The following is a 25,272-nucleotide window of genomic DNA, read 5'->3' on the forward strand; positions in this document are numbered from 1 at the left end:
GGGCCGGTGCGGTGGTGCGTGCTTCGGATCAGGGTGCGGGCGCGCCGGCCGCATCGGCGGCGGGCACCGCGGCGCGCAGTGCGGTGGTGTCGCGCACCAGCTTGCCGGTGGTGGTGCGGGGCAGCGCCGGGAGGAACGAGAGCTGCCTGGGGCGCTTGTAGGAGGCCAGTTCGCGGGTCAGGGCGTCGCGGACGGCGGCGGGGTCGGCGGCGGGCTCGGTGGCCAGGTAGGCCTCGATGGCGCCGTTGTCGAAGACCACCACGGCCTCGCGGACCTGCGGCAGGGCCGCGAGGGTCTGCTCGACCTCGGTGAGGTCGACCTTGAGTCCGCCGATGGAGACCTGGGAGTCGCGCCGACCGAGCACGGTGACCCGGCGGTCCCGCGGATCGACCCGCCCGGCGTCCCTGGTGTGCAGCCAGCCGTCCGACCAGCGGGTGGGGTCGGCGCGGCCGGGGTAAGGGGAATCGGCCATGGCGATGTGCAGTTCGCCGCCGTCCTCGCGCACGTCCAGGCCGTGCACCGGTTCGGCCTGCGGGTACCGGCTGCCGTCGAGATCGGTGGCGATGACCCCGAGTTCGGTCATCCCGTACATGGTGCCCAGGGGCACTTTGTAGCGGGCGGTGAAGGCGGCGGGCAGCCCGGGGCGGATCGGCTCGCCGGCGACGATCATCCGGCGCAGGTGCGGCAGTTGCGGGGGAGCGGTGGCGCCGGCCAGCAGTTCGGCGTGGAAGGGGACGCCGATCACCGTGGTGGGCCGGTCGTCTTGGCCGATCGCGGCCAGGATCCCGGCCGCCGTCATCCGCTCCGGGACGGTCAGCGGAACATGGGAGTGGAGGCTGTTGAGCAGTCCGCCGACCAGACCCAGGACATGCACGACGGAGGAGAGCAGGACGACCCGCTCGCCGGCCTTGGGAAAGAGTGCGAGCCGCCGGTAGCAGTCGAGTTCGCGCAGCAGGTCGGCGGCGGTGCGGGCGATCACCTTGGCGGGGCCGGTGGAGCCCGAGCTGAGCTGGAGCAGGGCGTGCTCGGTCGCCGCGGGCCGGCCGCCGAGGAGGGCGCGCGGCACGGGGTCGGTCTCGGCGAAGCCGCGCAGCGCCGCCGCGGGGCGGTGCGCCGACTCCACCAGCACCTGGGGGGCCAGCCGTTCGACGGCAAGCCCGACCTCGTGGTCGGTGAGCCGGTGGTCCAGCAGGATCACCTGGGCGCCCAACTGCCAGCAGGCCAACAGCGCGGCCGGATAGCCGAGCGAGGGTGCCAGCCGCAGGGCGGCCGTGCCGCCGGTCGACAGACCTGCGCCGGAGAGCCGTTCGGCCTGCTCGGCGACGAGTCCGCGCAGGGTTTTGCGGTCGACGGGAGTGCCGAAGTGGAGGCACTCCTGGTCATCGGGGCCGACCAGGAGGAGGCGATCCACCCAGTCTTGCGGGGCCTTGGCATGCGAGGCCCCGGCCGGCAGGGGAGGAAGGGAGACAGAGCCGGTCAACACCACTCCACGAAGGGGGAGGTTGCAGGGAAACCGTGCGCAACTGACGGGGTAGGTTTCGAGTTCCCGACGATTGCACAGGCGATCGAGCAAACGCAAGGTCTAGACCAATGGGCGGTCGGCCTCCTACGCTGCCCAGGTGGAGCCGGCCCGAACGAGGCATGCCCGGAAAGGAAGCTTGGTGGGGCCACTCGAACTTGCCGACGTCGAACGCGCGGCCCGCACCCGACTCCCCGCCGAAATCTGGGACTTCGTCCAGGGCGGGAGCGGCGCCGAACGCACCCTCGCCGCCAACCGGGCCCAGTTCGAACGCTGCCGCCTACGCCCGCGAACCCTCGTCGACGTCTCCGACACGGACCAGGGCCTCACCCTGCTCGGGAGCCGGCTGCGCACTCCGATCGGCATCGCACCGATGGCCTACCACCAACTGTTCGACCCCGAGGGCGAGATCGCCACCGCCCGCGCGGCCGGGCGGGCCGGGGCGCTCCTGGTCGCCGGAATCTTCGCCAGCCGGACCCTGGAATCCATCGCCGAGGCCGCCACCGGCCCGCTCTGGCTCCAGCTGTACTGGCTGCGCCGCCGCGACGCGCTGGCCGCGCTGATCGAACGCGCCGAGGCAACCGGCTTTTGCGCCCTGGTGCTGACCGTGGACGCCCCCCGGATCGGCCGCAGGCTGCGCGACGCCCGCAACGGCTTCGCCATCCCCGCACACATCCGTGCCGTCAACCTCGACCAGGCCCTGATGGCCGCCAGCCACCGTGCCGGCGAAGGGAGTTCAGGGATCGCCGACCATGCCAGGGAGCAGTTCGACCCCACCTTGACCTGGGCCGATCTGTCCTGGCTGCGCGAGCGCAGCAGCCTGCCGATCGTCCTCAAGGGGATCCTGACCGCCGAGGACGCCCGGCTGGCCGCCGAGCACGGTGTCGACGCCGTCGTGGTCTCCAACCACGGTGGACGCCAACTCGACAGTGCCCTGGCGACCCTCTCGGCTCTGCCCGAAGTGGTCGCCGCGGTACCGCCGCATCTGCCCGTGCTGCTGGACGGCGGTGTGCGCACGGGCACGGATGTTGCCCTCGCGATCGCCCTCGGCGCCCGGGCCGTCCTGATCGGCCGCCCGATCCTGTGGGGCCTGGCCGCCGACGGCGAGGACGGCGTCGCCCGAGTCCTCGATCTCCTGAAGACCGAACTCGACGACACGATGGCCCTGTTGGGCCGGCCACGGCTGGCCGATCTCGACCACACCGCGGTCGCCCGGCCGACCGACCACTGAACCATCCGCCGACCGATCCACAGGACACCCCTTGCCCCTGCACCCCCAGGCCGAGGCCCTGCGCAAGCAGCGCTCCGCGGCCGGTACGCCCCCGCTCTACTCCCTCACCACGGCCCAGGCCCGCGCCGCGGACCTCGCCGACATCCGGGCCTCGGCGGGCCACGTGGAACCGGTGGGCGCCGTCGAGGAGTTCACCGTCCCCGGCCCCGGCGGACCGCTGACCCTGCGGGTCTACCGCCCCGCCGCGGACACCGTCCCGGACGGTCCGCTGCCCGCTGTGCTGTACCTGTTCGGCGGCGGCTGGACCCTGGGCTCCCTGGACACCGGCGACGCGATCTGCCGTCGGCTCACCAACTCGGTCGGCTGCGTGACCGTCGCGGTCGGCTACCGGCTCGCGCCCGAGCACCCGTTCCCGGCGGCCGTCCACGATGTGGCCGCGGCTGCCCGCCGGATCGCCGGGCACGCCGCCGAACTGGGCATCGACCCCGGGCGGTTGGCCGTGGCCGGTGACAGTGCGGGCGGCAACCTGGCCGCCGCGCTCACCCTGTTCGCCCGCGACCGGGGCGGCCCGGCCCTTCGCCACCAGCTCCTGATCTACCCCAACACCGACTGCGGCGCGGACACCGCGTCGATGCGCGAGCACGACGACCCGCTGCTGTTCAACCGCCGCTCGGTGGCCTGGTATTGGTCCCACTACCTGGCCGACCCGGCGGACGGCGCCGACCCGCTGGCCTCCCCGCTGCGCGCCGACGACCTGTCCGGCCTGCCGCCCGCCACCGTGATCACCGCCGAGTACGACCCGCTGCGCGACGAGGGCGAGCTGTACGCCGAGGCCCTGCGCGCCGCCGGCGTCCCGGTGCAGGCCCGCCGCTACGCGGGCATGCCGCACGGCTTCTTCGCCATGGCCGGGGTGCTGGACGACGGCCGCGAGGCCCAGGAGTACGCCGCCCGGCGGCTGCGCGAGGCCCTGCGGTGACCGCCTCCGACCCGAGAACTCCGGCGACCGGTCCCGCGGTTCCACTGCCGCTGGGGGAGCTGCACGCCAGCCTCGCCGATCCGCTGCTGGACGCGATGACCTTCCTCAACGAGGTCACCGAGCGCTACCCGGACGCGCTCTCCTTCGCCCCCGGCCGCCCGCACGAGGGCTTCTTCGAACCCGAGTCGGTGCACACCTACCTGGACACCTACCTCGCCCATCTCGCCGACCGGGGTCTGAGCCCCGACGCCGTGCGCACCGCACTGTTCCAGTACGGCCCGACCAAGGGCATCATCGCCGACCTGGTCGCCCGCACCCTCGCCAACGACGAGGGCCTGGCGGTGGCGCCCGAGGCGCTGGTGCTCACCGTCGGCGCCCAGGAGGGCATGCTGCTGGTGCTGCGCGCCCTGTGCGCCACCCCGGAGGACGTGCTGCTGGTCAGCTCGCCCTGCTACGTGGGGGTCACCGGCGCCGCCCGACTGCTGGACATCGCCACCGTGCCGGTCCCCGAGGGCCCCGACGGCGGCCCCGACCCGCAGGCCGTGCACGCCGCCGCGAGTGCCGTACGAGCCCGCGGCCGGCGTCCGCGCGCGCTCTACGTGGTGCCCGACTTCGCCAACCCCTCGGGCACCAGCATGCCCGTCGAGGCCCGCGCCGGGCTGCTGGACGCGGCAGCGGGGGAGGGGCTGTTGGTGATCGAGGACAACCCCTACGGCTTCTTCGCCCGCGAGCCCGGCGAACGGCCCACCCTGAAGGCCCTCGACCGCCGCCGCCAGGTCGTCTACCTCGGCTCCTTCGCCAAGACCTGTTTCCCCGGCGCCCGGCTCGGCTACGTGGTCGCCGATCAGGAAGTCGTCGCACCGGACGGCCGCACCAGCCTGCTCGCCGACCAGTTGGCCAAACTGAAGAGCATGACCACCGTCAACACCCCCGCGCTCAGCCAAGCCGTGATCGGTGGCATGCTGCTCACCCACGACTGCCGACTGCGCGCCGCCAACGCGGCCGCCAGTGCCTACTACGCGGCCAATCTCACCGTGCTGCTACGGGAGTTGGCCCGACACTTCCCGGCGGCCGAGCGGGCCCGCCTCGGCCTGTCCTGGAACGAGCCCGAAGGCGGCTTCTTCGCCGTGCTCGACGTGCCGTTCATCGCCGACGAGGCGGCCATGGAGCGCTGCGCCCGCGACCACGGGGTGCTCTGGACCCCGATGGCCCCGTTCTACCCGGCAGGCGGTGGGGAGCGCCGCCTGCGGCTGTCCATCAGCGCCCTGAGCGAGCACCGGATCGAGACAGGCGTGGCCCGACTGGCCGACTTCATCCGGGAGTCCGCAGGCTGACCGCACCGCCGCAGACATGTCGAGGGGAGGGGCCGGGTGCTCACCCGGCCCCTCCCCTTGGCTGGACAGGACTCCCACTGCACGACCCCGAGGGTCCGGTCGGAACCGTCGGGCCGGTTCCCTACCGGACCCGGGTCGAGAACAGCCGGGCCGACCAGTAGACCGCCCCGATCGTCATCACGACGACGACCAGCAGTCCCTGCCAGACCGCGTCGGCGCCGATGTGGCCGGAGAACAGCGCCCGCATGCCCTCCACCGCCCAGTAGAAGGGGTTCCACTTGGCCACCGTCCGCAGCCACATCGGCGCCAGCGCCAGCGGCAACAACACCCCGGAGAGCAGGGCGATCGGTTGGGAGAGCGTGTTCACCAGCGGCGCCATCGCGGCGTCGTTGGGCAGTACCAGGGCGATGCCGTACGAGATGGCCGAGGTCATCAGGGCCAGCAGACCGAGCAGCAGGTAGGCCAGCACCAGGTTCAGCGGGCCGACCCGCAGGCCGAACGGCAGCGCGAGCACAGTGATGACGACGGCCTGGGCGAGCAGCGCCACCACTTCGCGCAGCGCCCGCCCCAGCAGCAGGGCGAGCCGGCTGACCGGGGTCACCCGGGAGCGCTCGATGATGCCGGCCTTCAACTCGGCAAGCAGGCTGAATCCGGTGTACAGCCCGCCGAAGATGCAGAGCACCGTCAACAGGCCGGGGACGTATATCCGGTAGGCATCGGCATAGGTGTCGGCACCGACGGGTTCGAGTGCCGTCTTCAGCAGCGGAGCGAACAGCAGCAGGTAGAAGATCGGCTGGGTCAACCCGACGACGAGCCAGATCGGGGTACGCCACATCAGCAGCAACTGCCGCTGGAAGACCAGCCAGGTGTCACGGGCGAGCTTCACGGAAGGGACCCCTGGGATTGTCCGGACTGTTCGATGGAGCGGCCGGTGCGGGCCAGGAACACGTCGTCCAGGCTGGGCCGTTGCAGCTGGACGGTCCTGGGGACGATGCGCGCCTCGGCCAGGATGCGCAGCAGTTGCGGAATGGCCGCGGCGCCGTCGGGCACGTAGACCCGCAGGCCGTCCTCGCCCTGCTGCTCCAGCCGGTGCAGGCAGGGTTGGTCGCGAAGGGCGTCGGCTGCGGGCCCGCTCTCGCCGGCGGCGATGCCGAGCAGGACGACGTCGCCGGAGATCTCGCGCTTGAGCGCCTCGGACGTGCCCTCGGCGACGACTTGGCCATGGTCGACGATCGCGACCCGGTCGCAGAGCGCGTCGGCCTCCTCCAGGTAGTGGGTGGTCACCACCACCGTCATGCCCTCGGTGCGCAGCCGCTCGATCTCGGCCCACACCCGGCTGCGGCCGGCCGGGTCCAGGCCCACCGTCGGCTCGTCCAGGAACAGCACCTGCGGGGTGTGGATCACCCCGAGGGCGATGTCCACCCGGCGGCGCTGGCCGCCGGAGTAGGTGCGGCAGGGACGGTCGGCGAACTCGGTGAGGTCGAAGGCATCGAGGGCGTCCTCGGCCCGTCGGCGGGCTTCGGCCTTGCCGGTGCCGTACATCCGGGCCTGCAGCACCAGTTCCTCGCGGGCGGTGACCGCGTCGGTGGTTCCGCCGCCCTGGGCGACGTAGCCGATCCGCCGACGGACCCCGGCCGGGTCGGCCAACAGGTCGGCGCCGGCGATCCGGGCCTCGCCGCCGTCCGGGCGGATGAGCGTGGCGAGCATGCGCAAGGTGGTGGTTTTCCCGGCACCGTTGGGGCCGAGGAATCCGAAGATTTCCCGTGCCCGGACGTCCAGATCGATGCCGCGGACGGCCTCGACAACGGTTCGGCCGCGCTTTCCGGACGGATAGGACTTGCGAAGTCCCTTGGTCTCGATCAACCAGAACTCCCGTACTGGGATGGGGTGCAGGGGCTCCTGGGCACCGGTGCTGCTGCCTCACAGTAGATGCTCCGATGCCCAGGAAGCAATGGACTAGACCAATTCAGGGGGATGATGTCGGCGAGGCCGTGACCAGCGCCTCCAGTCGGTCGACGGCCGCCACCGCCCCGCCACCGGACATCAGTTCACGCCCGAGCAGCTGCGCGGCCGTGCGGTGGGAGGGTTCGTCGAGCACCTGCCGCAGCCGCTCGGCGATGACCCGGGGGCAGACCCGGGCGAACGGAACCCGGAGGCCGGCCCCGGCCTCGGCGACCCGCTGCGCCACGAAGGGCTGGTCGTTGCGGATCGGCGCCATCAGCAGTGGGACGCCGTGCGCCAACGACTCGCCCACGGTGTTCATGCCACCGTGGCAAATCACCGCATCCAGTGCCCCCTTGGACAACAGCTCGAGAATCGGCGCCCGTTCCGCCGCCACCACGGTGTCCGCAAGTGCGGCGGGCAGCGCCCCGCGCTGGGCGGCGACCACGGCCTGGATGCCCTCGCCGAAGCCGGCCAGGGCCCGGACAGTGCGGTCCAGGAAGTCCGCGCCGATCGCGTCCGACATGGTTCCCATGGTGACCAGGACGGTGCGCCGGCCGGGGTCCAGCCGCTCCCACGGGAACGCCGGATCCGCCGAACGCTCGGTCAGCACCGGTCCCACCAGGGCGTACCGCGGCAGCGTCGGCACGTCGCCGAGCAGCGCCCGGCCGGTGGTGGCCAGCACCAGGTGCGGCGAGAACCGCGGATCGGTGAACTCGGCGACGGGCAGCTTGGCCCGCTGCCACAGCCCGGCCAACAGGCCCACGATCCAGGCCTCGACCTGCGGCAACGCCCGGTAGGGGCGGCCCAGTTCCATCGCCCCCGGCGCCAGAGTCGCCCACGGCAGTGCGTGCCGGTGCGCGACCAGCGCGCCCGCCGGGGTGTGCTGGTCCACCAGCAGCGCATCGGGCCGAAACTCCCGCACCGCAGCGTCCAGCGGCTTCGTGGTGAACCGCGCGTACGGGACGACGAAGCCCTCCCACAGCGAGCGCAGCGAGGCCAGGCCGTGGCCCCCCAGTGCCCGGAACGCCCGGGTGCCGGTGCCGAAGACCTGTGCGTGCGGACCCAGCAGCGGCCGCAACACCGTCTCGGTGCCGCTCCAGGCCACCTCGTGGCCGCGTGCGGCCAACTCCTTCGCGATCCCGGACGCCGGATTGACGTGCCCGGTCAACGGCGGCACCACCAGCAGGAAGCGGCTCATCGGCGCACCAGCTCCGCCAGGTCGCCGACGGTCAGCGCGGCCAGCCCATCCAGGTCCAGGCCGGCCCGCAGCGCGCCCAGATCGACGCCGAAACGCGCCCGCAACAAGGTGTCCAGGACGGCGAACTCGGTTTCGTCCAGGAGCAGATCGGCGTCGAGTCGGGCCTGGGGTACCACCAATTCCGCCCATTGGGGCGACGCATCGGCGGCTGCGACCAGCAGCGCCACGAGCTCCGGGTCCACCACCGACGGCGGCTCGGACGGTGTGTCGGGTGACCGGTCCGCATCGGGTTCGGAGGGTACGAAGGAAGGCTCGAAATCAGTCATCGGGGGCTCCACCAGCTCGACGGCACGGGGGCGAAAGGGAGGGCTCCGGGTCGGTGATCACTTGTGCGACCCGCGGAGCGTGGGAATACTAGCCCGGGTGACCGCACTGGAGGCAGTGGCCGTCCACCTCCCCCCACAACTCGAATCGATCGAGGACGTGGGCGCGCGGATCGGCCTGACCCCACGTCAACTTCGACTCTTCCGCCGCTTCCACGGCCTGGACCAGGTGCGCCTGGACCCGGACGGCACGCTGCTCGACCTGCTGGACGCCGCAGTACGGGGCCTGCCCGAGCTGCGCGGCAACGAACACCGGGTCCGATACCTGCTGCACGCGCGCAGCATGCCGGTCGCGGTGCCCTATCCGCTCAACCCCCTGCACCAACTCCGAGAGCGCTTCGGCCTCACCCATGCCAACGCGTTCACCGTCACCCAACAGGCCTGCGCGGCCTCGTTGTTGGCCGTCGACCTCGCCGGGCGACTCCTGGCGGACGATGCCGATCCGTCGGCGCTGGCCCTGGTGGTGGCGGGGGAGAAGACCTTCACCCGGGACGCCCAAGTCGTCCCGGACACCTCGATCTTCGCGGAGGCCTCGGCGGCCTGCCTGGTCGGCCCCGGCGGTGCCCGCGACCGCGTGCTCTCCTACGCGGTCCGCCAGCGGCCCGAGTTCGACGGCCGGCTGGCCGAGGACCCGGAGCTGCTGGCGCGCTACCAGAGGGAGTACCAGCCCACCATGATCGAGGCCATCGAAGCCGCACTCGATCAGGCCGGCCTGGACCTCTCCGAGATCGCGCTACTGCTACCGCACAACGTCAACCAGGCATCCTGGCGCATGATTTGCCGTCGATTGGGCTACCCCCTCGACCGGCTGATGCTGGACAACGTGCCCTCGGTCGGGCACAGTTTCGCTGCGGACGCCTTCATCAACCTCCGCACCGCCGTCACCGGCGGAGTGCTCCGGCCGGGCGATCACTACCTGATCGCCGCCGCCGGCGTCGGGGCCACCTTCTCGGCCATGGCCCTTCGGCACTGACGCGCCGTCAGCGGACGGTCGCCGCACTCGTCTCGGCGCCTCGCCCCCGTATTCCCATCACCCACCACGGGACGGTCCACCCATGTCAGACTCCGCCCTCCCCGGCACCGAACCGGTCGACACCGAGCTGCGCGGCCGCGTCACGCGCGGCATCGAGGAAGTTCTGCCCCGCATTCTCAAGATCGAGCTCGCCGACATCTCCGAGAACACCTGCTTCTTCGAGGACCTCGGCCTCACCTCGTCCGGCATCATCGAGCTGGTCCTCGAAATCGAGGAGGAACTCGACGTCCAGGTCGACATCGAGCACCTCGGCGTGGACGACCTGCGCTCGATCGGCAGCCTCACCGACTATGTCGCCGGGCACATCGTCGACGAGGACTGACCCGGTGCCCGCCGCCCGGGCCCGGGGCCTGCGCGTCACCAGGGCGATCGCCGCCGGGTTCGACGGCCGCTCCGAAGCCTCGCTCCACCCCGATCTGCGGACCTTCGTCGGCGACCTGGTCCGCCCGTACGGCCTGCCACTGCGCGAGGACCTGCTGCGCGAGGGGGCCGGACACGACTACGGGCAGATGGCCGAGGGACTGCTCGGGAAGGCCCTGCCCGCAGGCGAGCCCGCGGACCTGTTGATCCTCGCCTTCTCCTCCCCCGACGTCCGGCCCGGCGCCCCCGCCGCACTGCACCTCAGCCGGCACTGCCCCGGGCAGCCGACCGCCTTCGCCGTCTGCGACCAGGGCAGCGCGGCAGCCTTCACCGCCCTTCGGATCGCCGCCGCCCACCACCGCACCGGTGGCTGCCGGCGGGCAGTGATCGTGCTCGCCGAGCAGAGCGCCCTGCACTACGAGGCCCCCGAGCCCGTCGGCCTGCCCGAGGAGCACCGTGCCGTCGTCCTGGTCTGCGAGGAGGGTGCGGGGGAGGGAATGCGCGTCCACCAGCAGGCGCAGGTGGACGGCGCACAGGCCCTGCGGTCGGTACTCGCCGACCACCGGGAACTCGGCCGGGGGGCTGGGCTGTTGCTGGCCGCAGACCTGGCCGGCGCCGCCCCGGCGGCGGACCTCGACGCGCACGACACCCCCGAAGCCGTCGAGACGGCCCGACCGGGACAACCGTTCACCGGAGTCTGGACTCTGCTGGCCGACCGCCTCGCACAGCGCCCGGAAACCGGTGGCCCGCTGCTGGTCGCGGACCACGACCGGCGGCTGGGCAGGCTCAGCACCCTGTCGCTGCCGTGAACGCCGATCCCGTCGGCGAGGTGGTCGATGCCGCCGACGTGATCGACGTCTGGACCATCCCCACCGACCAACCCCCGGCCGTCGTGCGCCGACTGCGAGGCCTGCTCGACCTCGACGAACGAGACCGCGCCGACCGAGCCCACGACCCGGTCCGGGGCGAGCGCTTCACCGTGGTCAGGGGCGCCGTCCGCCTGCTTGTCGCCGACCGGCTCGGCACCGGAGCCGCCGACCTCGTGTGGCAGCGCGGCCCGCACGGCAAACCCGCACCCGTCCGCCCGTCCGCCGCCGGCCGGATCCACGTCAACTGGTCCGCCTCGGGCGCCCTCGCAGTCCTGGCCATCGCCGACGGGCGCCGGGTCGGCGCGGACGTCGAGGAGATCCACCCACCCGGCGTCGGCGCACGGATCGCCCGCCGCCACTTCCCGGCCCCCGACGCCGCGCTCGTCCTCGAAGCACCGACCCCGGCCGACAGCGCCGACCGCTTCACCCGGCTCTGGTGCCGTCGCGAGGCCTGCGTCAAGGTCCACGGCGGCCGGCTCGCCCAAGGCCTCGGCCTCCCGCTCACCGGTCCCTCGCCGCTGCGCCTGGCCGACGCGGGTCCGCTGGGACCCGGTCCGCTGTGGTTGTCCGACGTCACGGTGCCGGGCCCGTTCCGCGCGGCGGTCGCCGCCGACCTGGACCATCCCTTCACGGTCCGCCACCGCAGCTGGATCGCCCCGCGGCTGCCCTGAACCTCCCTGATCGACAAAGCGCACGGTGAGCCGATGCTCGAGAGGTCCGCCGCCGGACCGAGTCGGTCGACGACCCCCTCGAAGGGCAACTCGGCCTCGGCGCGCGGGCCTTCGAGGGCGTCGCGATCCGGGTCACCCGGCGCGTCCGCGCGTCGGCTGCCGGCATCCGGCACGACAACCTGATCCGAGCACCGGTCACCCGCTCACCGATCGCCTCCGATCACCGGGCACATCAGGCTCGTTCATCCGGGCCGAAGGAGTGGCGATCCGTCCGGGTGCCCCCGCAGGTCAGTGCACCGGCATCGACATGTAGACCGCACGCCGCCCGTAGGACGCGGGGACGGCCACCTCTTTGTGCGCACGGTAGCCGAGGAGCCGCAGCAGGATGTCCGTGCCGCGCACCGCGACCATCGAGATCTGCTCGAAGCCCGACTCCACTGCCCGCGCCCGGAGATACCCCATGAAGTCCTCCGCGACCTCCCCGCCGCGCAGGTCCTCGGCGATCACCAGGTCGTGCACGTGCAGGTTGCTCGACTCGAACGCGGTGTCCTCCGCCTCGGCGAGGTCCGGGCAGCGCAGCGGCGGGTACGGCAGGCTCAACAGGTAGCCGCGGACCGTGCCGCGCTGCTCCAGCACGAAGCAGGTCCCCGGCGAGCCGAGGGCGCGGGACTGTAGTGCCTCCCGGCCCTCCGACAGGCCGTCGGCCGCGTAGGCGTCGTGTTCCAGCGCGACCACGGCGTCCCAGTCGTCGTCGATCAGCTGCCGGATCAGGAATTCCCCGCTCACTCGGCCGTCCCGTCCACGCCCAGGCCCTGCGCGCGGGCGGCGGCCACCATCTCGGCCCAGGCCTGCACCAGCACCGCCCAGCGTTCGGCGTCCTCCTCAGCCTCGTCCAGGAGTTGCTGCCGCTGCCCGGCCACCACGTCCGCGAGCTCGGCGTACTTGCCACCCAGCTTGCGGTAGGAGCGGTCCACGACGTCCAGGCAGTGCTCGTTCCCGGCCCGGTCCCAGCCGACGCTGCCCCGCACCAGGTCCAGGATCGGCTCGACCCTCAGCTCGTTGCGCTCGTCCAGCATCCCGCGGCCGAGGTCGATCATCCCGCCGTAGACCGGGTACAGGTACAACATCGAGAGCAGGAACTTGACGAACCGCATCTGGTAGGAGATGAAGCCGGCGCCGATGCGCCGCTCGGGGGTGTAGTAGTTGACGATGTGGCGCTTGTGGACGACGCCGGGCAGCCGGGCGTGTACCAGGGCGTGCAGCAGGGCGTAGTCGCTGCCGATGGTCTGGACCGAGGGCAGCAGCGGCAACACCTCGTAAGCCCGGTGGTCCAGGGCGACGTTGCACATATAGACGTCCCAGATGTCGGGCACGCCGAGGACGGAGTCGTCGGAGCCGAACGGCTCGGAGCCGGCGCCCTTGAAGGAGACGTCCACCATCGCGTCCCGGTCCTCCTCCGACCACACCGGCGGCGTCCACAGGCGCACCAGGTCGCGGTAGACGGCCGGGTCCAGCTCCTGGATCTCGCCGATGTCCACGTTGAGTTCGCCGATGAAGGAGCCGCTGACCAGCATCACCGGCTTGTCCGCGTCGGCCGGGTCCAGCTCGGAGCGGGACACGCCGGCCACCGCCTCGCCGGCCGGCCGGCCGATCGAGAGCAACTCGTGGTGGATCGGGAACATCTTGCGACCGTCGACGACCTGGAAGTCGAAGTCGTCGTTGCGCAGGTGCGCCGAGGTGCAGCCCAGGGCAGCCGCGCCCAGGAAGAGCCGGTTGACGCAGGAACCGTACGCGACACCTTGCGGGAGCATCAGGTCGAGCAGCAGCTCGGGGTCGGCCGCGCCGGAGCGCTCGACCACCCCGCGCAGGAACTCCCGCTGCTGCGCCTCGCCGAGGTGGTGGACGAACACGCCGGGAGTGGGGGCCAGTGCGGCCACGGCGTCCGCGTTCTGCGCGAACTCGGCGGCTTCGGTGGTGTCGAGGACGAGGAGGTGAACCTCGACCCCGAAGGTCGCGACGGCGTAGGCCGCCTCCTCGGCGAGGTCCACGATGGTGCCGGGACAGGCACGCATGGTGGGCAGGGCGAGGCAGACTCGTTGCATGGTGTGGGACTCTCCGTCCGGTCGTCGGATTCGTTACAGCAGTTGTCGGTCGAGCGAGGAACGGGGCACTGGACGGCGGTTTCGACCGGCCCGTTGCGCCACCACGGACGAGGCCACCGGTGCGGCCGGAGAGCTACGGCGGGGACCGGCGGGGGTGGAACGCGCCCCTGCCGCGGCGGCGTCCCGGGCGTCCTCGGCCGGCAGGCGGAAGTCGACGTCGCCGTCCATCGACGCGGAACCTCCGACCGTCCGGGCCGCCTCGCCCGGAGGCCCCCCGGCCCGGAGCGGGTGGGCGCCTTCCTCGTCGGCCCGAGCCTCGCCGCGCAGACACCCCTGCGCAAGCGCCGGACGGTCGGCGAACCCGGCGTACCCGCCGCCCGGTTCGCGACAGGACGCGTCCGGCGGTACTCGCTCGTACCCGTTCGGAGCGGGGAGAAGCTCGCCAACGGTCCCGGCGCGGCCGGTGAAGGCGGCGTCGGCCGAAGAGTTCGGGATCGTCGGTAAGGCCGAACGGGCTCTGCGCATACGGCGTCTCCGATCGATCATCAGATCCGTGTGCCCGTCCGAGGATCGAAGCATGGCAACGCCGCATGACTTCCTCAAAGCAGCGGTGATGTAGTCGAGTCGAGTGGCCGGTGAGTCCCGAGCGGTGTCGGTGCCGGTGTCGGTGCCGGGGCGCGGGGCTCCGCCGGACTCGTGCGGATGACCTTGCTTCACCACATTGGACTAGACCAACAGTGGTGTCAATGGGGCCCTTTCAGGGATCGGGCGGCGCACGATCGGCGTGTAGCCCAGTGCGACGAGCCTCCCGCCGGTTGCCCGCGTGACAGTCGACTCGGACGACAAGGGTCGTCGTACCACCCCATCCCGGCGGCTGCTCCGGCCCCCCGTGCTCACGGGGGGCCGGGCGACCCCTGCCGGCGTCGGCCCGCTACCGAGTGCGCCGCGTGTATCGGGCGGGCAGCACCATCCGGGGGTTGGCGTCGAGGAGTACGTCGGCGGGGCCGAACCGGTCGGCCAGAGCCCGGATTTCCGGGTCGTCGAGCAGCAACAGCCGTCCGCCGTCGACCAACGGCGTGCCGTCGATCGTGATGGTCGGACGGTCGAACTGGCAGTCGCAATGGGCGTGTCCGGGGCCGCTACGGTCGGGGGCGCCCCGGTCGGCGAGGGCGTCCAAGCCGAGATAGAAGGCTCCGGCGTGCTTCTCGCGCTCGAACTGGGTTCCGCCGCCGGCGCGTACCTTCGGGTTGAGCCCGATGAGCGCGTGCCGAAGGTAGTAGCCCTTGGGGGAGTAGCGGCGCAGCTCGGCGGCCGAGCTTCCCCCGTCGATCGACGTCACGATGTTGTCGGTGAGCTCGACGGTGACCGGTTCGACCGGTGTGCCGGTGACGGTGGATTCCTCGATGACCAGGACCCCATCCGTGCGGTCGGGGTAGAAGTTGACGCCCCCGTACGGGAAGGGCCGCCACATGCCGGGGGTGAGTGGCGCATGGTGGCCGCTGGTGACGAAGTTGCGAAAGGTCACGTCGGTGCCCGCGGCGGTGGTCACCCGGATCTCGCCCGCGGCGGCGAGCAACGCGGTCGCCTTGGCCTCCAGCGCGAAATACAGCTCCAGCGGAAAACGCGCGCCGGTGACCAGGGCCGCGGCGGTGGCGGTCTGGTGCAGGGAGACGAACCTGGCCCGGCGCTTGGCGATCTCGTCGAAGAACAGGCCGTCGCCGTGCACTTCCCCCCACCACGTACACGACAGCACCACATCGGCGGCGGCGTGGGCGGCGGTGGCGATCCCGAAGTCCTGCCCGGCATCCCAGCCGCCGGCGCTGAAGGGCGGGACGGCCAGCACATGCACGTCCGCGTTGCGGTACGAGGCCGCCGCCGCGAGCGCCTGCACCACCACCGGGTCGACCGGGTTCTCGGTCAGGATCAATACCCGTTCGCCTGCGGCGACGGCGGCGTACTCCATCAAGTGATAGGCGCCGGGCATCAGTTCGGTGATGGACAGGGGCGCCGCCGTGGGCGTGTCCAGATAGCTGAAGGCGTTCGTCGCGTTCATGCGGGTGGGGTCCCTTCCGGTGATATCGGGGGATTCGGCGGGGCCGGCGGACCTGCCGACATGGAGACGTGCCGGTCGCGGCCTGCTCCCAGGCCCGCGAGAGCCTGGGCCACGGCCAGGGCGATGAGCACGGTGAGCGGTACGGTCCACCCGTTCGTGAGTTCGTGGAGTGAGCCGATGACCAGCGGGCCGAGGGCGGCCACCAGGTAGCCGACGCTCTGCGCCATTCCGGACAGCGCGGCGACCTGGGACGCGTCGGCGGCGCGTTGGCTCTGGAAGGTGAGCGCGAGCACCAGGCAGGCGCCGCCGCCCAAGCCGCTCAGTACGCTCCACACCGGCGCGATGCCGGGCGCCCAGAGGAGTCCCGCGTAGCCACCCGCGCACATCAGCGAGCCGGCGACCGCGGGCAACCGCTGATCGGTGAGGCGGCGCGCGAGCAGCGGCACGGCACTGCCGGACAACAAACCGACGAACTGGAACAGGGAGAGCTGCCAGCCGGCGGCCGAATCGGAGACGCCGTGGTCGTGCACGATGCTCGGGAACCAGGCGATGGTGGTGTAGAAGCCGAGGGACTGAAGGCCCATGAACGCGCTGACCTGCCAGGCCAGGGCCGAACGCCAGGGGGTACGGGCCCGAGTGTCGGGGCCGCAGTCCGGAACCCGGGCCGGGGGGCGGTGACGGATCGCCTGCGGAGTCCAGATCAGGAGGGCGAGCAGGCCGAGCAGGGCCCAACAGCCCAGCGCGGTACGCCAACCCCCCGGGAGGTGGTCGGCGAGCGGCACGGATACCCCGGAGGAGACGGCGGCGACGAGGCCCATGACGGTCACGTACAGCCCGGTGACCGTGCCGATCCGGTGGTCGGGCACGCTGCTCTTGATGAGCGAGGGCAACAGGACGTTGCCGTACGCGATTCCGGCCGCGAGTACCACCGTGCCGGCGAACAGCGCCGCCGCGCCGGGCAACGAGCGAAGCACGGTCCCGGCGGTGAGGACCAGCAGGGCGACCCACAGGACACGGTGGGTCCCATGGCGTCGCGCGCTGCGGTTCACCAGCGGCGAGGTGGCCGCGAAGGTCAGCAGCGGTAGCGTGTTGAGCAGTCCACCCGCCGTGCCGGACAGGCCGGTGCCGTCCTCGATCGTCGGCAGGAGCGAGCCGACTCCGGTGAGCGCGGCCCGCAGGTTCGCCGCCACCAGGACGATGGCGACGAGGAGTACCCAGCCGGTCGTCCCGGTCGTCCCGGTTGTTCCGGTTGTCCCGCTCGGCGCTCGGCGTCGGGTGTGCGTCGGCGGGGCAGTGGTGGGAGTTCCGGGAGGGGCCTGCGGGGCGGGCATGTTCACCCCTCCCCGGCGCGACGCGTGAGCTGTACCAGCGTGGCCGCCGCGAGGCGCGCGGACACCGGGTCGCCCGCCTCGATGGCGTCCACGAGGGCGGTGTGCCAGTGGTTGTGCCGGGCGGCGAGGTCCTCGTCCCAGGCCAACTCGGCGACGACTGCGGCCAGTGCGCTGCCCAGGTGCCGGTAGACCTCGGCGAGCAACTCGTTCCCGCCGACCTCCACCACCGCCAGGTGAAAGGCGTTGTCGGCGTCGGCCAGCGCGGTCATCTCAGCGTGATCGGTCTCGTGCGCTCGGCGCAGCAGCTCCCGAAGACGCGTCACATCGGCGTCCGTCCGACGCTCGGCGGCCAGACCGGCGGCATGCTCTTCGAGCACCGCACGAAGCTCGAGCACGTCGCAGGATCGCGTCGTCGAGGCCCGGCGCACCAGCACGGCCTCCAACTCGCTGGTCAGCCGGACGTAGGTACCGTCCCCGGCCCGGGGTTCGAGCAGACCCAGATGCACCAGCGAACGCACGGCCTCCCGCACGGTGTTGCGGCTGACCCCGAGGATGCGGACCAACTCGTGCTCGCCGGGAATCCGCCCACCGACCGGCCAGCGGCCGGAGGCGATCTCGTCCCGGAGCTGATCGGCGACCTGGGCGGACAACGTTGCCACCCGGCGAGGTTCGGCAAGCCCCATGTAAACCTCCAAATGTTGGACATCTGTAGGAGAACACAAAGCCGAGATCGCGGCCAAGTGATCCGTGTCACTTCCGTACCGGCGCGAAGAAGGGCCGGCACCCCTCACCCGACACCGTCGTGCGCATGCTGCGCGAACACGGCCGGCCGACCGCCCCCGGTCGCCCTGAGCTGCTTGTTCCTCTGCCGTAGCTTGCCCGAGCGCAGGGCCGAGTACGGGAGTCGTCGGAACGGTCATGGTGCTCCCCGGGAGTGGATGCGGGCGCGGGTGCCGTCTGTAACGTGGTTCATCGGCGTCGGCCGCCGCCTTTCTCGGCGCCACTGCGCCACCCATGTTCATCGATTGGGCCAAGTCCCCCTACCAGTCGCCGATTTGGCGCACCTTCGGCTTCGTCTCCTGACCCGGCCCTCGGGCGAGCCGCTCGGCCGGAGGCGGGTCGAGGTCGACGCGGACCAGGGCGGCGGCCGGGCGCGCCGGGTCCGTGTCGGGCACGAGGTCGGCGAGGGCCGTTGTGGCGGTGGGGAGGCCGAGGCGGGCGGCGCCGTGCAGGGGCGGGTGGGGTGGCCGTCGAACTGCCCGAGCGCCCGACGATGCCCGCACTGAGGGTCCCGGTCGGGTACCGGCAGCGCCGGCGCCCCGACCGGGTCCGCGAGGGCCGCGGACACGCCGCCGGCTCAGCGGTGTTCCGGGAGTACGTCCGCCCGGCGAGGCGGTGGGACGACGTCGCCACGGTGGGGCTGCTGCGACGTCGATGGCAACTGGTACCAACTACTGAACTTGAACGGGTGATGTCCGGCTGCCGGAGCAGGCGACGACGACCAGGCGCCCGCCCGGCCCGGTTCCGCCAAGACGCGTTCCAGGGCCGCGCCGCGCCTTCGAGGATCGCGGTCCAGTGCACTCGGCAGAACCCCTCGTCCACACTGCGGGCCGTCTCCGGGGCGCGGCGGTGCACGCGCAGGTAGTCGCCGGGCAGCAGCGCGCTCGCCGGCTTGGCGAACACCGCCGCGTGCCGGGTGCGTTCGCCCGGCGACCGGTCCGGCGCGACGGCCGTCTCGACCCGCTCCTCCACACGTCTCGCCCCGCGCAGCGGCGTTCCCGTCCGCTCCCGAGCGGGCCGGGCGAATTCGAGGACCGACAAGGTCCGCGAGGTCAGCGGCGTGTTACCGGGCCGTGGGTGGGGAAGGCGGTTGGGTCGCCGGCCGGCGGGGGTGTTGTAACACCGTTCTTCGGGGCGACCTGTGATGGCTGTGACCAGGGAAGACGCGGTGTTGTCGGGAGTATTGGACAGCTCGGTCGGGGTGGTTGTCGTTCCTTCTTGTGACCTTGTCACCGCTCTGTGACAGCGGTGTCGTGGTGCGACGACCGGGGTATCGCCGGGGCCGGCGGCCCGGCCATGGTGGTCGGGCAGGCACCGAGGGGCCGAGGGTGTTTCGGCTCCAACCACCGGATATCAAGGGGTCGTTCATGTTCCGCAACCGTCGCACCGCCCTCCTCGTCTCCGCGGCCGTCCTCGGCGGCGCGATGTTGACGACGGCGTGCCAGGGCACGGACTCGAACTCGAACTCGGGGGCCGCGCAGGGCTCCTCGCCCGTCGCCCCGCCGGCCGCCGCGACCGGCGCGTCGACCACCGGCGGCAACACAGGCGGCAACACGGGCGGCAACCCGGGAGCCGGCGGGGGCGGCGGCGGGACCGACTCCGCCGGGAAGGACTCCGCTGGGAAGGACTCCGCCGGGAAAAGCTCCGGCGGACAGGCCATGACCGCCGGAGGCGGGGGCGGCGGCGACAACGGCTCGATCGGCAAGTGCCGCACCGACGACCTCAGGGCTACCGCGCAGGACGCGACCATCGGCGGCGACGCCGAACTCACCGTCGCGGTGACGTTCAAGAACATCGGCCACAACTGCACGATGTCCGGATTCGCGGGCGTCGACCTCCAGACCGCCAAGGGACCCCTGTCCGCGAAGCGCGTCGGCGCCCCGGCCGACCCGTTCGTCCTCAAGAGCGGCACGTCGGTGTCGTTCGGCATCACCTACCCCTCCGGCGCCACCGGTGACTACGGCGTCAAGGTCACGGGCCTGCAGGTCACCCCGCCCGGAGAGACCAAGGCCATCACCCTGAACTGGCCCGGCACCCCCACCCTGCCCGTCGTCGACGGCGCCGGCTCCCCGGTCAACGTCGGCCCCATCGGCAGCGCCGGCCAGGGCGGCTGACCCACACGACCCGCCAGACCGACGAAGACCTCGGGCGTCGATGTCGAAGGGCACCGGTCACCGGCCGATCGGCGCACCGCAGCCGCCGCCCACGCGTCAGCTCACCGCAACTGCCGCCCACGCGTCAGCCGGACGGACTGTCCTTTCGAGAGCGCCGCCGGCACGACGCACCGGCGGCGCCGACCACCGCCGAACCCGAACCCGTCGATCCCCGGGACGACTTCCTCGCGGTCGACGACGGCACGACCGCGCACGTCCGCCCGCCACGCCCGAAGGTCGACGCATGGGCGGCGCATTGGCCCGAACGGGGTCGACGGACGGAGCAACTCGACGCTCTGGAAGGCGAGATCGGTCTCGAACTCCTTGGCGGCGAAGCCCTTGTCTCTGTGCTCCCGGGCGCACTTACTCCGTCGAAACCATGCGCTGAGGGCGTCTGTCGAAGCGGCCCGGGACCTGTGACCTCGTGCCGCTCAACGCCCTTGGTTGTCAGTGCCGTTGGCTAGCGTGTGTCGCGCCGAGCCCGGATCGGAGTGGGGCTCGGGCCGGCAAGGAGGGTACGCATGACATCGCTCGATCCGGTTGCCGCGATGCGCTTGTTGCAGTACTGGGGGCCGACGCGGCCGGGGACCGATCTGCCCGCGTACCGGTGCGTGCCGGTGAGCGGTCAGGCACCGCCACCGACGGAGCGGCTGTGGGATGTGCCGCCGTCACCGGCGGAGGTCACCCGATACGGCGGATTTCCGGAGACGTCCACCGAGGACGGACCGTCGGGGCACCGGTATCCCGTGGCCGTCGAGACGGTGAACCACACGATCGTCGTGCCGGAGCGGCTGGGCCACTCGTGGACGAGCGCGCGTCCGGCGGAAGAGGTCGCCGAGGAGATCGAGCGGCTGCTGACCGGTGCGCTCGCCCCGGGCCCATCGGGGCCCTGTGCGCTCGCCCCGGGCCCGGATGCGGGGGCTCCGGACGAACAGGCCCGGGAGCTGATCGCCGTATTGGCAGCGGAACTGGCCGGTGGCCACAGGGACCTGCTCCGCGTCGGTGTCGCTGCGGAGCCCGGCGGCGCACCACTCGACGATGAACTGCATCTGCTCGTGCGATCCCACCTCGGGGACACGCTGCGGCTGTCCATCACCGCTGCGCCTTCTGCCGCATTTCTCGGCGGGTCGTACGCGGGCGCGGACCGGCGGGCCGAGCCGGCCGGCCGCGCCGAGTGCGCGGCGGAGTTGCTCGGCGAGTTCGTCTGGCTGAGCAACAACGAGCGCATGCGGGTCGAGGTGCGGATCGTGCCCCACGGCCTCGGGCTCGACCCCGCCGACCCCGACGACGCGGTCCGCGCGTGGTGGCGAAAATCCGACCACTGGGCACGACTGGTGGACGACGAATGGTGGGAAGAGGACGAGCAGCTCCGTCCGCTGGACGAGGAAACCCTCACCGAGTTCCTGGCCGCTTTCCAGGAACACAACGTTTCGATGGCCGGAAGCGGCGCGTGGGCCATGGGGGAGATCGACGACTACGACATCGACGACGACTCCCAGCCCCGCTTCCCGGGTGACCGGCTCGTGGCCCTCCTCGGCCGGGACGTGTTCGACGCAACCGCGGCGCAGGTCGCGGGCGCCCCCGGCGACGGCCGACCGGCGGCATACGGGATCGGCTTGCCATTCGAGATATCGGACGAGGACTACGGTTTCCACGGCTGCCTGTTGCTGGTCGGCCCCGAACGTACCGGCATCATCACCATCGACGCGATGGCCTGACGCGGGCGGGTCGAATCGACCGCGCGTCCGCAGCCTGTGCCGAAACACTTGCGGAGTGGATTCCGGCCACCGCCCGCTCGTCGTCATTGATCACGGCCATGCGCAAGACTTCGGATACGAGTGCAGCACTGCGGCCGACTCCGAGCCCGCGACTCAGTCATATGACAGTACGTAGTCGACAACTGCGGATTGCCACATGGGACTTCGCCGTTGCCATACGAGCGGACCGGCTCGGGCGGTGGAGGAACGGGCCGCTGACGGCCGGCGAGTCGGCCGCCGCCTGCGGGCTCCTCGACGAAGAGCCGGCGAACGGCGCACTGGGCTGGGTTCCGCCCTCATCCACGCCCCGGGCATCCACGCCCCGGGCATGTACGCCTCGACCGAGGAGCTGACCGCCTTCGCCGAGGTGCTCGCCAAGTATGACGCGCTCTACATCTCGCACATCCGCATCTCGCACATCCGCAACGGGTTCGCCTCGTTGCTCGAGAGCCTGGACGAGCTCATCACGATCGCCGAGAGGTCGGGAGCGCGGGCCGAGGTCTACCACCTGAAGGCGGCGGGCCGGGGCAACCAGCCCGTGACGGCCTCCGCGATCAAGCGCATCGAGGAAGCGAGGGCCACCGGCCTCGCCATCACCGCCGACATCCATCCGTACGAGGCGGGCGCCACCGGCCTGGACGCCTGCATCATCCCTCCACGGTTCCACGACGGCGGTCCGGACGCCTTGCGCGGCAAGCTCATGCGCGAGGACTTCCGAGCCACGGTCAAGGACGCCATCCGAGCCCCGGGAACCGACTGGGACAACTCCTACCTGAACGCGGGCGGTGCCGACGGAATCCTGCTCCTGAGCGGCAACACGTCCGAGGGGAACGGCATGACGCTCGCGCAGGTCGCGATGTGGCGCGGTGACGCGGATCCGCTCGACACGCTCTTGGACATCGTCGTGGCGGACTCCCGGATGATCATCGAGCCCGAGCACCACGCCGTCGTGGACATGGGCGAAGCCTCGTTGCCTCCGCTGGGCAGCCGGGTCGCGGTGGTTCCCAACCACTGCTGCGCGGCCGGCAACCCGGCCGAGCACCTCTGGATCGACCACAGAGGCGCCCTGCGCCCCTGGGCCGTCGCCGCGCGGGGCCGCAACAACCAGGAAGCCTCCCGTGCCGCCCGCCGATTGTCGTGACTCCGGCCCAAAGCCACACCCGAGGTTCGGCCTCATCCACGAAGCAGGGCAACCGGATGAGTGACAGTTTGATCGCACGAGGCACGCTGATGCCCTCGTCGTCGATCTTCGTATCCACAGAGGAGAACGAGCCGTGTCCATTGAGGACTTCGCCCGCCACCCGCTCACCTTCGGCCCCAGCCCGGTGCACCCGCTCCCACGTCTGAGTGCCCACCTCGGCGGCGCCTCGATCTGGATGAAGCGCGAGGACTGCAACTCCGGCCTGGCCTACGGCGGCAACAAGACGCGCAAACTGGAATACCTCATCCCCGACGTGCTCGCCCAAGGGGCCGACACGCTGGTGTCGATCGGTGGCCACCAGTCCAATCACACCCGGCAAGTCGCCGCGGTCGCCGCCCACCTCGGGCTGGGATGCGTCCTCGTCCAGGAGAACTGGGTGCCTTCCTGGACCGACCCGTCGAGCACCGAAGTCGGCAACATCCTGCTCAGCCGCGTCATGGGGGCAGAGGTGCGCCTCGACCCCGCCGGTTTCGACATCGGCTTCCGCGACTCGTGGCGCCAGGCGCTCGACGACGTGGAAAGGCGCGGCGGCAAGCCCTACGGAATCCCGGCCGGCGCATCCGACCACCGCCTCGGCGGTCTCGGCTTCGCCAACTGGGCCTACGAGGTGGCCCGGCAGGAGCGGGAACTCGGCACCTTCTTCGACACCATCGTGGTCTGCACCGTCACCGGTTCGACACACGCGGGGATGATCGCGGGCTTCGCGGCACTCGAGGACGCGGGCGGTCGCCCCCGCCGCGTCATCGGCATCGACGCGTCGGCCACCCTGGGGAAGACGGTCGACCAGGTCGATCGCATCGCCCGAAGGACAGCGGAGCTCATCGGGCTCGGGCGCGACCTGCGCGAGGACGAGATCACCGTGCTCCCCGGCTGGGCCGGTGACGAGTACGGCATCCCCGTCCCGTCGACCCTCGACGCGATCCGCCTCACCGGCAAGACGGAGGGGATCATCATCGACCCCGTCTACGAAGGCAAGTCGATGGCGGGCCTGATCGACCTGATCCGCAACGGCGACATCCCCAAGGACTCGAACGTGCTGTACGCGCACCTCGGCGGCCAGCCGGCGCTGAACGCGTACGCCAAGGCCTTCTGATGCCCGCACTGAAGGGGAACACGACACAGGTCTGAGCCCTGTGGAACTGCCGCATCCAGATGCGCGACGGCATCGAACCGGCCGGCGACATCATGGTCCCGGCCGGCGACGGTCCGTTTTCGGCAGTGGTGACACGGACCCCCACGCCGGACCCCCTACAACCGCAAGCCGGGGATCTGGATGCAGCGGCTCGTTGCCGCCGGCTACGCCTACGTCATGATCGACATGCGCGGACGCGACGACTCCGACGGCGACTTCCGGCCCTTCGTGCACGACAGCGACGACGGCGACGACGGCTACGACGGCATCGAGTGGGTCGCCGAGCAGGACTGGTGCACGGGCCGGGTCGGCATGGTCGGGCTCAGCTACGAAGGTCTCACCCAGTGGTGGACCGCGCGGGCCCGGACACCGCACCTGCGGTGCGTGGCGTGTCGTCGTTGGGCCTACTCGGCGGCTTTGGCGGCCAGTTCATAGGAGCGGATCCGTGCGTCGGCGTCGTAAATGGAGGCGTACAACATCAGCTCGTCCGCGCCGGTCTGCTCCACGATCTCCGCGAACCGTCGCCGTACCGTCGTCACCGTGCCGCGTGCCTGTGCCGCACCAGTGGCTTCCACGTAGCCGCGGGTCTCTTCCGAAATCTGGTAGACGGCTGCTTCTTCCGGGGACAGCAGCGCCGATGGGGTCTGCCTGGATCTCGCGACGTCGGTCGGGCGGGCCAGGCGTGCGGCCTCCGCCTCCGTGTCCGCCACGACCGTCTCGACCGCGACCATCACGTAGGGCCGGTCCGCCCACCGTGATGGCGTGAACAGTTCCCGATAACGTGCTGCCGTGGCGATCGTGCGATCCGGGCGGATGTGGTGCGCCAGCGCGATCGGCAGTCCCAGTCGCGCCGCCAGTTCCGCGCTGCCCGGGCTGGACGCCAGCAGCCACGGGCGGGTGTCGCCCTTCTCCGGTTGCCGGCCCGCGATCAGCTGTACGCCGCCTTCGCCGGAAAGGTAACGCAGCACCGCGGCCCGAGGACGGGTCGGCCCGGGGCGAGGCAGGGCGCCGGGGCCGCGCGGGTGGCCACGGACTTCCCAGGGATCGACAGGTCTTTCACCACCGGGTCGATCACGTCGTTCCAGTGGTCGCCGTCGTGGACGGCGGCCTCGAACTCGACGCGCTGCGCCTCGTTGTCGAACCGCCGGATCCGGATGTGGCCGTCCGGGACCTCCTCGTCGGTGAAGGACGCGGTGACCGCCATTCGCCGACGACCACATGGTGTCCATGGCCGTACACCTGCGC

24 protein-coding genes and 1 pseudogene are annotated in these 25,272 nt (G+C 71.7%); 12 read left to right on the top strand and 13 right to left on the bottom strand.

Going from position 1 to position 25,272, the window contains the following annotated elements:
• Positions 1-28 precede the first annotated feature (28 nt).
• Complete coding sequence (locus tag ABIA38_RS16460) at positions 29-1,411, bottom strand: class I adenylate-forming enzyme family protein (protein WP_424639385.1); 1,383 nt, start codon at positions 1,409-1,411, stop codon at positions 29-31.
• A gap of 250 nt (positions 1,412-1,661) precedes the next feature.
• On the opposite strand from ABIA38_RS16460, the gene ABIA38_RS16465 reads away from it, so the two are divergent.
• From ABIA38_RS16465 to ABIA38_RS16475, 3 genes are read left to right on the top strand one after another with little or no spacing between them, the layout of a single operon-like run.
• Positions 1,662-2,750, top strand: a complete 1,089-nt coding sequence (locus tag ABIA38_RS16465; RefSeq protein WP_424639386.1) for an alpha-hydroxy acid oxidase — start codon at positions 1,662-1,664, stop codon at positions 2,748-2,750.
• A gap of 31 nt (positions 2,751-2,781) precedes the next feature.
• On the top strand, positions 2,782-3,726 hold the full coding sequence (locus tag ABIA38_RS16470) for an alpha/beta hydrolase (RefSeq protein ID WP_424639387.1): 945 nt from the start codon (positions 2,782-2,784) through the stop codon (positions 3,724-3,726).
• Positions 3,723-5,060 (top strand): PLP-dependent aminotransferase family protein, encoded by a 1,338-nt coding sequence (locus ABIA38_RS16475; RefSeq protein ID WP_424639388.1) that lies wholly within the window; start codon positions 3,723-3,725, stop codon positions 5,058-5,060. The genes ABIA38_RS16470 and ABIA38_RS16475 overlap by 4 nt, the downstream gene beginning before the upstream one ends.
• A gap of 121 nt (positions 5,061-5,181) precedes the next feature.
• Here the strand turns inward: ABIA38_RS16475 and ABIA38_RS16480 are convergent, their stop codons facing one another.
• From ABIA38_RS16480 to ABIA38_RS16495, 4 genes are all read right to left on the bottom strand, one after another.
• Positions 5,182-5,946: an ABC transporter permease gene (locus ABIA38_RS16480; RefSeq protein WP_424639389.1), complete on the bottom strand. Its 765-nt coding sequence runs from the start codon at positions 5,944-5,946 to the stop codon at positions 5,182-5,184.
• Positions 5,943-6,923, bottom strand: coding sequence for an ATP-binding cassette domain-containing protein (locus ABIA38_RS16485; protein WP_424639390.1), 981 nt, complete (start codon positions 6,921-6,923; stop codon positions 5,943-5,945). Before ABIA38_RS16485 ends, ABIA38_RS16480 begins: the two co-directional genes overlap by 4 nt.
• A 103-nt stretch (positions 6,924-7,026) precedes the next feature.
• Entirely contained in the window at positions 7,027-8,202 is a 1,176-nt protein-coding gene (locus ABIA38_RS16490; RefSeq protein ID WP_424639391.1) for a glycosyltransferase, read from the bottom strand.
• A complete protein-coding gene (locus tag ABIA38_RS16495) occupies positions 8,199-8,528 on the bottom strand; it encodes a hypothetical protein (RefSeq protein WP_424639392.1) in 330 nt (109 codons plus the stop codon). The genes ABIA38_RS16490 and ABIA38_RS16495 overlap by 4 nt, the downstream gene beginning before the upstream one ends.
• A 97-nt stretch (positions 8,529-8,625) precedes the next feature.
• On the opposite strand from ABIA38_RS16495, the gene ABIA38_RS16500 reads away from it, so the two are divergent.
• The 4 genes from ABIA38_RS16500 (at position 8,626) to ABIA38_RS16515 (ending at position 11,518) form a co-directional block, all read left to right on the top strand.
• Complete coding sequence (locus tag ABIA38_RS16500; RefSeq protein ID WP_424639393.1) at positions 8,626-9,558, top strand: 3-oxoacyl-[acyl-carrier-protein] synthase III C-terminal domain-containing protein; 933 nt, start codon at positions 8,626-8,628, stop codon at positions 9,556-9,558.
• Positions 9,559-9,640: 82 nt separating this feature from the next.
• Entirely contained in the window at positions 9,641-9,940 is a 300-nt protein-coding gene (locus ABIA38_RS16505) for a phosphopantetheine-binding protein (RefSeq protein WP_424639394.1), read from the top strand.
• Between the two features lie 4 nt (positions 9,941-9,944).
• Positions 9,945-10,787, top strand: coding sequence for a hypothetical protein (locus tag ABIA38_RS16510; protein ID WP_424639395.1), 843 nt, complete (start codon positions 9,945-9,947; stop codon positions 10,785-10,787).
• Positions 10,784-11,518 (top strand): 4'-phosphopantetheinyl transferase family protein, encoded by a 735-nt coding sequence (locus ABIA38_RS16515; RefSeq protein ID WP_424639396.1) that lies wholly within the window; start codon positions 10,784-10,786, stop codon positions 11,516-11,518. Before ABIA38_RS16510 ends, ABIA38_RS16515 begins: the two co-directional genes overlap by 4 nt.
• Positions 11,519-11,806: 288 nt before the next feature.
• Here ABIA38_RS16515 and ABIA38_RS16520 read toward each other — a convergent pair whose 3' ends face one another.
• The 6 genes from ABIA38_RS16520 to ABIA38_RS16545 form a co-directional block, all read right to left on the bottom strand.
• Positions 11,807-12,304 carry a GNAT family N-acetyltransferase gene (locus ABIA38_RS16520; RefSeq protein ID WP_424639397.1) on the bottom strand — a complete coding sequence of 166 codons (498 nt, stop codon included), beginning with the start codon at positions 12,302-12,304 and terminating at the stop codon, positions 11,807-11,809.
• Positions 12,301-13,620 (bottom strand): DUF6271 family protein, encoded by a 1,320-nt coding sequence (locus tag ABIA38_RS16525; RefSeq protein ID WP_424639398.1) that lies wholly within the window; start codon positions 13,618-13,620, stop codon positions 12,301-12,303. Before ABIA38_RS16525 ends, ABIA38_RS16520 begins: the two co-directional genes overlap by 4 nt.
• A gap of 931 nt (positions 13,621-14,551) precedes the next feature.
• A complete protein-coding gene (locus ABIA38_RS16530) occupies positions 14,552-15,673 on the bottom strand; it encodes a hypothetical protein (RefSeq protein ID WP_424639399.1) in 1,122 nt (373 codons plus the stop codon).
• Positions 15,670-17,004, bottom strand: a complete 1,335-nt coding sequence (locus ABIA38_RS16535) for a CynX/NimT family MFS transporter (RefSeq protein WP_424639400.1) — start codon at positions 17,002-17,004, stop codon at positions 15,670-15,672. Before ABIA38_RS16535 ends, ABIA38_RS16530 begins: the two co-directional genes overlap by 4 nt.
• A gap of 2 nt (positions 17,005-17,006) precedes the next feature.
• Positions 17,007-17,663 (bottom strand): FadR/GntR family transcriptional regulator, encoded by a 657-nt coding sequence (locus tag ABIA38_RS16540; protein WP_424639401.1) that lies wholly within the window; start codon positions 17,661-17,663, stop codon positions 17,007-17,009.
• Between the two features lie 381 nt (positions 17,664-18,044).
• Positions 18,045-18,179 (bottom strand): hypothetical protein, encoded by a 135-nt coding sequence (locus tag ABIA38_RS16545; RefSeq protein WP_424639402.1) that lies wholly within the window; start codon positions 18,177-18,179, stop codon positions 18,045-18,047.
• Positions 18,180-19,151: 972 nt separating this feature from the next.
• Between ABIA38_RS16545 and ABIA38_RS16550 the strand changes: the two genes are divergently transcribed.
• From ABIA38_RS16550 to ABIA38_RS16570, 5 genes and pseudogenes are all read left to right on the top strand, one after another.
• Complete coding sequence (locus ABIA38_RS16550; protein WP_424639403.1) at positions 19,152-19,898, top strand: DUF4232 domain-containing protein; 747 nt, start codon at positions 19,152-19,154, stop codon at positions 19,896-19,898.
• Between the two features lie 560 nt (positions 19,899-20,458).
• Positions 20,459-21,655 (top strand): hypothetical protein, encoded by a 1,197-nt coding sequence (locus tag ABIA38_RS16555; RefSeq protein ID WP_424639404.1) that lies wholly within the window; start codon positions 20,459-20,461, stop codon positions 21,653-21,655.
• Between the two features lie 367 nt (positions 21,656-22,022).
• Positions 22,023-22,835, top strand: a complete 813-nt coding sequence (locus ABIA38_RS16560; protein WP_424639405.1) for a hypothetical protein — start codon at positions 22,023-22,025, stop codon at positions 22,833-22,835.
• Positions 22,836-22,968: 133 nt separating this feature from the next.
• Positions 22,969-23,988, top strand: a complete 1,020-nt coding sequence (locus ABIA38_RS16565) for a 1-aminocyclopropane-1-carboxylate deaminase (RefSeq protein WP_424639406.1) — start codon at positions 22,969-22,971, stop codon at positions 23,986-23,988.
• Between the two features lie 159 nt (positions 23,989-24,147).
• Positions 24,148-24,462: pseudogene (locus ABIA38_RS16570) on the top strand (CocE/NonD family hydrolase); the annotation flags it as partial.
• On the opposite strand, the gene ABIA38_RS16575 reads toward ABIA38_RS16570, so the two are convergent.
• Together ABIA38_RS16575 and ABIA38_RS16580 are read right to left on the bottom strand one after the other, a co-directional pair.
• Entirely contained in the window at positions 24,432-24,995 is a 564-nt protein-coding gene (locus tag ABIA38_RS16575; protein ID WP_424639407.1) for an LLM class flavin-dependent oxidoreductase, read from the bottom strand. The pseudogene ABIA38_RS16570 and the gene ABIA38_RS16575 sit on opposite strands and share 31 nt — an antisense overlap.
• Complete coding sequence (locus ABIA38_RS16580; protein ID WP_424639408.1) at positions 24,956-25,231, bottom strand: hypothetical protein; 276 nt, start codon at positions 25,229-25,231, stop codon at positions 24,956-24,958. Before ABIA38_RS16580 ends, ABIA38_RS16575 begins: the two co-directional genes overlap by 40 nt.
• Positions 25,232-25,272: the final 41 nt, after the last annotated feature.

It is taken from the genome of Embleya sp. AB8, from assembly GCF_049739465.1.
Lineage (GTDB): Bacteria > Actinomycetota > Actinomycetes > Streptomycetales > Streptomycetaceae > Embleya.

Coding starts and splice junctions, on each gene's coding strand:
- ABIA38_RS16525 (WP_424639398.1), bottom strand. CDS start 13,620: ATGCAACGAGTCTGCCTCGCCCTGCCCACCATGCGTGCCTGTCCCGGC.
- ABIA38_RS16495 (WP_424639392.1), bottom strand. CDS start 8,528: ATGACTGATTTCGAGCCTTCCTTCGTACCCTCCGAACCCGATGCGGAC.
- ABIA38_RS16560 (WP_424639405.1), top strand. CDS start 22,023: ATGTACGCCTCGACCGAGGAGCTGACCGCCTTCGCCGAGGTGCTCGCC.
- ABIA38_RS16535 (WP_424639400.1), bottom strand. CDS start 17,004: ATGCCCGCCCCGCAGGCCCCTCCCGGAACTCCCACCACTGCCCCGCCG.
- ABIA38_RS16550 (WP_424639403.1), top strand. CDS start 19,152: ATGTTCCGCAACCGTCGCACCGCCCTCCTCGTCTCCGCGGCCGTCCTC.
- ABIA38_RS16530 (WP_424639399.1), bottom strand. CDS start 15,673: ATGAACGCGACGAACGCCTTCAGCTATCTGGACACGCCCACGGCGGCG.
- ABIA38_RS16580 (WP_424639408.1), bottom strand. CDS start 25,231: ATGGCGGTCACCGCGTCCTTCACCGACGAGGAGGTCCCGGACGGCCAC.
- ABIA38_RS16490 (WP_424639391.1), bottom strand. CDS start 8,202: ATGAGCCGCTTCCTGCTGGTGGTGCCGCCGTTGACCGGGCACGTCAAT.
- ABIA38_RS16555 (WP_424639404.1), top strand. CDS start 20,459: ATGACATCGCTCGATCCGGTTGCCGCGATGCGCTTGTTGCAGTACTGG.
- ABIA38_RS16505 (WP_424639394.1), top strand. CDS start 9,641: ATGTCAGACTCCGCCCTCCCCGGCACCGAACCGGTCGACACCGAGCTG.